Raw genomic sequence first — 7,159 nt, forward strand, 5'->3', positions numbered from 1 at the left:
AGTCCGGTCAATTTGAGGCTCAGAACACCCGCCTCATCCGATCCGGCAATCGCTTTCTCAAATATTACTTGTGTGAAGCTGCCAAGTCCCTCGTGCGTTGCGACACGGAGCATCGGCGCTACTATGACCTTAAATACAAAGAGGTCAACAAGTACCAGCACAAACGCGCGCTCGCCCTCACTGCCAGAAAATTGGTCCGGTTGGTCTTCCGGCTGCTGAAGGACAACCGTCTGTATATCCCTTCGGTTACGGCCTAACCGTACCGTTGATCGCCGCCCCGTTTTTTTGAAATTAAAGCTGGGGCTTAGGTGGTAGTCCTCCTTTTTCGATTTTTTGGCATCCATCAGCAGTCTTTCTAGGGGTTATCCGTTTTTAATCTCTTGACATATTACCGATGGACTTTTTGTGATCGTCCTTCATGACTGCCCGCGCGGCAGGAAAAACGAATGCTTCGGTGGAAAGACTGTGCCTTCCGCCAAAGCATTCACCGTAACTTTACAGTCTGGCATACAAGTCGACAAACTCAGCGGCAAGATCCCGTACTGTCATAGCCGTCATCAAATGATCCTGGGCATGTACCATCAGCAATGACACCTCGGTTTTTTTACCTCCCGCTTCGGCCTGAATCATACCGGTTTGCACGCGATGCGCCTCACCTAAGCTTTCGTTAGCCGCCGTAAGCAGTTCCTTTGCCTGGGCAATCTCCCCCCTTTTTGCATTGTGTATCGCCTCCAGGGCCGACGACTTGGCTTCACCGCTCTTAACGATGATTGTCATGACAAGGTGTTCCATATTTTCTGTTTCTTTCATGGTTAACTTCCTTCCCGGCGCATCACTTAGATCACCTGATTCTAGTACCTTATTAGTCTTATCCTCTTATATTTGCTCCCACGGACTGAACGGTTTGCTGTTCGGCTTTCGCCTCATGCCGCTCCCCTAGGATGACGAAGGGGATGTAAAGGACCACGGCAATGGCCAGATTAATAAGCGACAGCAGCGCGCCCATAATTGAACCGGTTACCAGGAAGCCGCCAATCACCGGTGGAGTCGTCCAGGGAACCATGGCAACGGTCCTGGGAACAATGCCGCTTGAAATAGCCACATAGGTGGTAATGGTCAAAATAATCGGCGTCAGCACAAAAGGAATTAAGTAAATCGGGTTTAACACAATCGGCATGCCAAACATCATCGGTTCGTTAATATTAAAGGCTACCGGACCGGCTGACAATTGAGCGATATTGCGATTGCTCTTGCGTTTGCCGGCAATAAATATGGCGGCAACCAGACCGATGGTGCAGCCGGCGCCACCCATCCAGACAAAGGCATCAAAGAACGGCATGGTCACAATATGCGGTACAGGCAGTCCAGCCTGGAACGCCGCCACATTGTCATTGATCGCCGGCAGATAGACGGCATTCAGCAACGGACCGAGGATATTGGTGCCATGGAGGCCGAAAAACCAGAGAATATGCACCAGGAAAGCGACCAGCATGGCCGAGCCTATATGATCGGCCAGACCGGCAATCGGCGCCTGAATGGCTTTGAAGATGGCATCATGGATATTGGGTATGCCTACAGTGACCGTCAGTACCTTAATCAGGCAGAAGAGCGTCAATACAATGACCGAGGGAATCAGTGAGGCAAAAGATTTAGCCACCGCCGGCGGCACACCGTCGGGCATTTTGATAATCAGTTTGGGATTACCGGCCAGCCGGACAAAGACTTCCGTGGCGACCAGAGCAACAAACAAGGCGACAAACAGTCCCTGAGCTCCCAGAAAGCCAAAGGGCAGCGCCCAGTCCTTTTCCGATGCGGTGTACAGCATCAGCAGCGAGCCGAATGAAACCAGCCCGGCAGCCAGACCATCGGCCTGATACGATTTAGCCAGATTGTAGCTGGTGCTGAAGGTGACCAACAGAGCCATAATGGCAAACGTTCCGTTCCATAAGTTTACGCCGAAGCTTTTCCAGCCTTCACCGAAAATACTGACCATTGCCTTTTGATAAAACTCTATGGGAAAACTATTCAGCAACACTGCCATAGCACCGACCATGATTAAAGGCATAATGGCCACAAAGCCGTCTCTGATTGCTACCAAATGCCGCTGCGAGCCGATACGCCCGGCCACCGGCACAAAATATTTCTCTAAAAATGCAATAATCGGACCCATCTTTTTATTTTCCACCTTTCCTTCTGCTATTTACCGATCAGTTCCAGGGCGCGCTGCAACACTTTGTCCCCGTTCATGGTGCCGTAATCAATGCTGTTGATTACTTCCACCGGAGTGCCCTTAGCCGCCAGTAAGTCCTTGATTTTCCCCAACAAATATCTTACCTGCGGCCCTAACAATACGATGTCGGCACTGTCAATCACCTTGGACAGTTCAGCCTCGGCTACCGCGGCGATTTTGGCCTCAACGCCCCGCTCTTTGGCTGCTGCGGTCATCTTCATCACGAGCAGGCTCGTGGACATGCCCGCGGAACAAACCAGAAATATGTTATACATCCATGCCTCTCCTTTCTTTCGTTTGCTTACAGCCAGGCGACGTCTACAAAAAAGATTATTGCCAGTCACGCTTTCGCCGGCTATAGCCTGCTTGCCTACACCAACTATGTATTGCAAGCAACATGCCAAGTTTTCCGGTGGTAAAAATAAAAAGAAAGGTCCTTAAAAGCCAGTCATATCAAGCATTCTCTTCAATAATCGCAAAGCGAAATAGTGTGCAAGTTATCTGCACACTATTTAAAAGCCTACACAGTATGGTCCATTTCCAGCATAGCATTCTGTTTATCGCTGCCTAAATCATTTTCCAGGCACATCTTTACAATATAAGCAATTTCATCCTCGGTCATTTTTATCTGATACCGTTCTTCCAGTTCTTTGAAGCTTTGCTGCGCTATCTTGAACTCCTGCGTGTGCTGTCGCTTGTATTCGGCGACATTGACAAACACCGTGGCTTTGCCCTGGTGTACCAGTTTATCCACCAGGAAGCCGATATGCAACAGCATACCAATCTTCACATCCCCTGGCAGGGAAAGATTCAGACGCTTTTCCAGTTCGTCAATAATTTCCCGCACCTCATCAAACAGTTCTTCCACATCCATGCCTCGAACGTATTTTTTAAGCGACATTTTTTTCAAAGAACGCTTGATCTTGACATATTCCTGCTCCTTTTGCACCAGTTGGGCAATTCGGTCCAGCCCGTCACCGGCCAGCACATCGGATGCCGAAAAAGAAGGTATCTTTTCCAGCGGCACATTCACCGTGCCGACAATGGCAATGATACGATGATGCTTGCTCAACTCCTGAATCCGGCACAAGAAATCGTTATGGTCAAGAATATCCATGGCCTTAATCTGAATCTGTTCCTGCGATTTGAGTGACTGACCGATCAGTTCCTTCAAGTGCAGGGCGGCACCCTCCCCGGTAAAGCAGGCGGTAATGATCAGCAGCTCCTGCTCGATTTTCTTGGCAGTATGCCGCTGTATCCGGTACAGGCCAAGCTCCTGGCAGGAGCGGTACACCTCGGACAGCTCGCAGCCGGCCAGCGCCTTGCGACAGGCTTCAATGACCACTGGCGTGCTGACCATATCGATGCACTTGACCGGAATGCCCGTATCCTCTGTCAGCATATCGGCAAAATTACTGAGTGAGCCCATATCGACCAGCAGCAATACGCCTTTGCCATTATGAATCTCCAGAATTTTTTCCTTGGCTTGCTCGTACATTTTTTCCACTTTCATGTTCAATACCATATCTAGACTATGGGCATGTTTTTCGCCCAACAGGTGGTTGGCTACCTGAGCCATGCTGCTGGCCGTGGCATGGCCGTGCATGATGACCAGTACCTGAACCCACTGGTTATGCTTGTTTTCCCGTTGATACACGCTGGAGGCCAGGAACATGGTAAGATAGCCGATTTCATCCAGAGGGATTTCCACATCCAGCTTCATATCGATCATTTTGGCGATTTTTATGGCCACCAAAAATTCATCGGCCGACTGTTTGCGGATCTTATCCAGTTGAGGATGGTAAATATAGGTGCCGGCCCGAATTCGTTCAATACTTTTATTCAAATGCAGCGCCAGGCCGTAATACACTTTCTCGTCATACTCCCGGTTCAGTTGCTCCTCAGCGTAAGCCAGAACCTCCTCCACCGCATTGACGATCTTCATATCTACGACCTTGGCAATTTCCTCTTTACGGAATTTTTCCGGCAGATCGCTGATATATTTTCTAAAGTAACTTTCAATATCCACATTTAAAAGCTCATGGATTTCCGGCTCGGTAAAGCCCCGCTTTTTCAGGTATTCCAGCTTGCTCTCAATAATGTCGTAAAAGTAGGCGCCTTTTTCCGCCGCCTCTGCCTCAATGCACAGCTTCCGCTCCACCGGCTTGTCCTGATGAGAAAATACCAGGATATCCTCGGTCTGGGTGAGCAAAGTATTAATTTCGGTTCGGCGTTCCTGCAGATTTAAAATACCCCGTTTGACCCTGGCATGCAGTTCAGCCTGATCAATCAGAATATAGCTGCGGTTTTCCGACTTGTAGCGCAGAAAAGCCTTGGCACAGGCAAGCTGAATATCGCTTTTCAACTGACCGATATTGTTGGGACAGTCATAAAGCAGCAGGGAAATCAGCGCATTATATTGGACGTAAATATCCTTTTCCAGGCGTTTAGCCTCGCTGCGGATAAACTTACCAATCAGAAAATACCGTTCTTCCAAACTGCGTTCATTCAAGGACGGTAGTGTTATCGTCATCGGAATGCGCCGGGTAAAGGTCTTCAACAAATGGGACTGAGGGTCTTCGGTCGTAGCGGCAATAAGCTGCACCTCGGCATAAACCAATTGCCCCGTTTCCCCTAAGGGGCGGAAATAACCCTTGTCGATAAAGGTAAACAGCATTTCCTGTCCCTGTGGCGACAGACGGTGTACCTCATCCAGAAAAAAGATGCCCTGATCGGCCTTTTTTAACAGCCCGTCCCGGTCACTTTCGGCCCCGCTGTAAGCCCCTTTCTTCACGCCGAAAATCTGGGCCATGACCAGCTGGGGATTATCGGCATAGTCGGCGCAATTAAAGCGGATAAACGGCGCGTCCTCGGCGATCATCTTCGTTTCCCTGGCAAACTGGTACATCACCTCGGCAAACATCGACTTTCCGACCCCGGTTTCCCCCAGAATCAAGGTGTGTAGTCCGCGCGGCGGATAGAGGACGGCCGCCTTGGCCTGCTGAATCGGCACCTGCAGACTCCGGTCGGCGCCGACAATCATGTCCAGGCTGCTTGCTTTGTTTTTCAACATTTCTTTTTTTGCCGGCCGGTACAAAACCGGCCGGCCGTTAATTTTTTCCACCAGCTTATCATTACACAGTTGATTTAAGTAACGGCTGACATTGGTCCGGTCCAACCCCACCCGTTCGCTCAGTTCACTGGCGGAAATACCGTTGCCGCTAGCCTTCCATTCGAGCAGTACATTGTAAATATCATCGACTTTTCCCATCCGCATCACCTGCACCATTACCGTATTTTCCGTGCGCCAGGCAACCGTTGCTCATTGCAAACTGTGCAATCAATTACCTGATAAATTCAACTTTATTATATCGGCAAATGGAAAAAAGTGAAAGTAATAAAAATTCTTTTGTTCACGGCATGGCAAAAAGACTAATAACCGGCACTGCTCTTTTAAGCAATACGGTCTATTAGCCGACGGTTTATATATGACTAAAACCCACATTTCTCTTATGGAAGGAAACCGCATGCCGGCAGGCTCATAAGATTTTCGCTGCAAAAACAAAAAAACCTCTGACTGAATCAGAAGTTATAGGCTATTCATCATAAAATACAATTGGTGCGAAGGGAGGGACTTGAACCCTCACGGGAAGTAATTCCCGACAGATTTTAAGTCTGTTGTGTCTGCCGATTCCACCACCCTCGCAGGTGTAAAAGCGCAGCCGGTCTTGCGGGCTGCCCCAAATTCGCCGCTTGATACTAAAAAAGATTGCAGAAAAATCCGCAATCGCCAGTTCATTTCTTTACAAGGCACAGCAATTTTTTATTTCTAATTGTTTATACCGTAAACGTATATGGAGCGGGTGAAGGGAATCGAACCCTCGTAGCTAGCTTGGAAGGCTAGTGCTCTACCATTGAGCTACACCCGCATATATGGTGGCGGCGCAGGGATTTGAACCCCGGACACTGCGGGTATGAACCGCATGCTCTAGCCAACTGAGCTACGCCGCCGGATAAATGGTGGAGAGAGCTGGATTCGAACCAGCGAAGGCGAAGCCGGCAGATTTACAGTCTGCTCCCTTTAGCCACTCGGGAATCTCTCCGGAATATGGAGCTGGCGAGAGGAATTGAACCCCCAACCTGCTGATTACAAGTCAGCTGCTCTACCAATTGAGCTACGCCAGCAATGGTGCCTCAGGACAGAATCGAACTGTCGACACGAGGATTTTCAGTCCTCTGCTCTACCGACTGAGCTACCGAGGCAAAGTCTATATGCTATGACATATGGTGGGCCCACCTGGGATCGAACCAGGGACCGACCGGTTATGAGCCGGTTGCTCTACCGCTGAGCTATAGGCCCGCGATATATGAAGAAGGTACTAACAAACGTACCTTTGATTCATTCCTGTGTATAGCTGATAAAATAGCTATCTTTTTTCTAAACAGTCTACTGTCTGTTTAAACGGAAGATATAAGAAAATGGCGACCCGGAAGGGACTTGAACCCTCGATCTCCGCCGTGACAGGGCGGCATGTTAACCACTACACCACCGGGCCGTACTTGAGGCCGAATGACCGGCCAAATATGTGATTTGGTGGGCGATGACAGGATCGAACTGCCGACATCCTGCTTGTAAGGCAGGCGCTCTCCCAGCTGAGCTAATCGCCCGTATAAAATGGTGACCCGTGGGGGAATCGAACCCCCGATACCGCCGTGAAAGGGCGGTGTCTTAACCGCTTGACCAACGGGCCATGAGTGGTGATCCACCCGCGACTCGAACGCGGGACACCCTGATTAAAAGTCAGGTGCTCTACCGACTGAGCTAGTGGATCATTTGGCAGGGGTGGCTGGACTCGAACCAACGCGTGCGGGAGTCAAAGTCCCGTGCCTTACCGGCTTGGCTACACCCCTATTGGCTCCTCGAGTAGG

5 protein-coding genes and 12 tRNA genes are annotated in these 7,159 nt (G+C 49.8%); 1 reads left to right on the top strand and 16 read right to left on the bottom strand.

Annotated features, from left to right (window positions below):
• Positions 1-35: 35 nt before the first annotated feature.
• Entirely contained in the window at positions 36-257 is a 222-nt protein-coding gene (locus BMW43_RS20635; protein ID WP_245732505.1) for a hypothetical protein, read from the top strand.
• A 238-nt stretch (positions 258-495) separates the two neighbouring features.
• Here the strand turns inward: BMW43_RS20635 and BMW43_RS20640 are convergent, their stop codons facing one another.
• The 16 genes from BMW43_RS20640 to BMW43_RS20715 form a co-directional block, all read right to left on the bottom strand.
• Positions 496-810 carry a PTS lactose/cellobiose transporter subunit IIA gene (locus tag BMW43_RS20640; RefSeq protein ID WP_218140753.1) on the bottom strand — a complete coding sequence of 105 codons (315 nt, stop codon included), beginning with the start codon at positions 808-810 and terminating at the stop codon, positions 496-498.
• A 58-nt stretch (positions 811-868) separates the two neighbouring features.
• On the bottom strand, positions 869-2,185 hold the full coding sequence (locus BMW43_RS20645) for a PTS sugar transporter subunit IIC (RefSeq protein WP_245732653.1): 1,317 nt from the start codon (positions 2,183-2,185) through the stop codon (positions 869-871).
• Positions 2,186-2,196: 11 nt separating this feature from the next.
• Positions 2,197-2,505 carry a PTS sugar transporter subunit IIB gene (locus tag BMW43_RS20650; protein WP_091752427.1) on the bottom strand — a complete coding sequence of 103 codons (309 nt, stop codon included), beginning with the start codon at positions 2,503-2,505 and terminating at the stop codon, positions 2,197-2,199.
• A 245-nt stretch (positions 2,506-2,750) separates the two neighbouring features.
• The gene (locus BMW43_RS20655) at positions 2,751-5,501 is read right to left on the bottom strand and encodes a sigma-54-dependent transcriptional regulator (RefSeq protein ID WP_091752435.1); all 2,751 of its coding nucleotides are present in this window, start codon (positions 5,499-5,501) and stop codon (positions 2,751-2,753) included.
• A 346-nt stretch (positions 5,502-5,847) separates the two neighbouring features.
• Positions 5,848-5,936, bottom strand: a tRNA-Leu gene (locus BMW43_RS20660).
• A 149-nt stretch (positions 5,937-6,085) separates the two neighbouring features.
• Positions 6,086-6,159: transfer RNA gene (locus BMW43_RS20665), tRNA-Gly, on the bottom strand.
• A gap of 5 nt (positions 6,160-6,164) precedes the next feature.
• Positions 6,165-6,241 (bottom strand) — tRNA-Met (locus BMW43_RS20670).
• Positions 6,242-6,248: 7 nt separating this feature from the next.
• Positions 6,249-6,333, bottom strand: a tRNA-Tyr gene (locus tag BMW43_RS20675).
• Between the two features lie 6 nt (positions 6,334-6,339).
• Positions 6,340-6,415: transfer RNA gene (locus BMW43_RS20680), tRNA-Thr, on the bottom strand.
• Between the two features lie 2 nt (positions 6,416-6,417).
• Positions 6,418-6,493 (bottom strand) — tRNA-Phe (locus BMW43_RS20685).
• A 22-nt stretch (positions 6,494-6,515) separates the two neighbouring features.
• Positions 6,516-6,590 (bottom strand) — tRNA-Ile (locus BMW43_RS20690).
• Between the two features lie 120 nt (positions 6,591-6,710).
• Positions 6,711-6,786, bottom strand: a tRNA-Asp gene (locus BMW43_RS20695).
• A 36-nt stretch (positions 6,787-6,822) separates the two neighbouring features.
• Positions 6,823-6,898 (bottom strand) — tRNA-Val (locus tag BMW43_RS20700).
• Between the two features lie 8 nt (positions 6,899-6,906).
• A tRNA-Glu gene (locus BMW43_RS20705) sits at positions 6,907-6,981 on the bottom strand.
• A 5-nt stretch (positions 6,982-6,986) separates the two neighbouring features.
• Positions 6,987-7,062, bottom strand: a tRNA-Lys gene (locus BMW43_RS20710).
• Between the two features lie 3 nt (positions 7,063-7,065).
• Positions 7,066-7,141, bottom strand: a tRNA-Gln gene (locus BMW43_RS20715).
• Positions 7,142-7,159 lie beyond the last annotated feature (18 nt).

This window comes from Propionispora vibrioides (assembly GCF_900110485.1).
GTDB lineage: Bacteria > Bacillota > Negativicutes > Propionisporales > Propionisporaceae > Propionispora > Propionispora vibrioides.

Excerpts from the sequence above, each read along its gene's own strand:
- BMW43_RS20640 (WP_218140753.1), bottom strand. The coding sequence starts at position 810 with ATGAAAGAAACAGAAAATATGGAACACCTTGTCATGACAATCATCGTT.
- BMW43_RS20650 (WP_091752427.1), bottom strand. The coding sequence starts at position 2,505 with ATGTATAACATATTTCTGGTTTGTTCCGCGGGCATGTCCACGAGCCTG.
- BMW43_RS20655 (WP_091752435.1), bottom strand. The coding sequence starts at position 5,501 with ATGGGAAAAGTCGATGATATTTACAATGTACTGCTCGAATGGAAGGCT.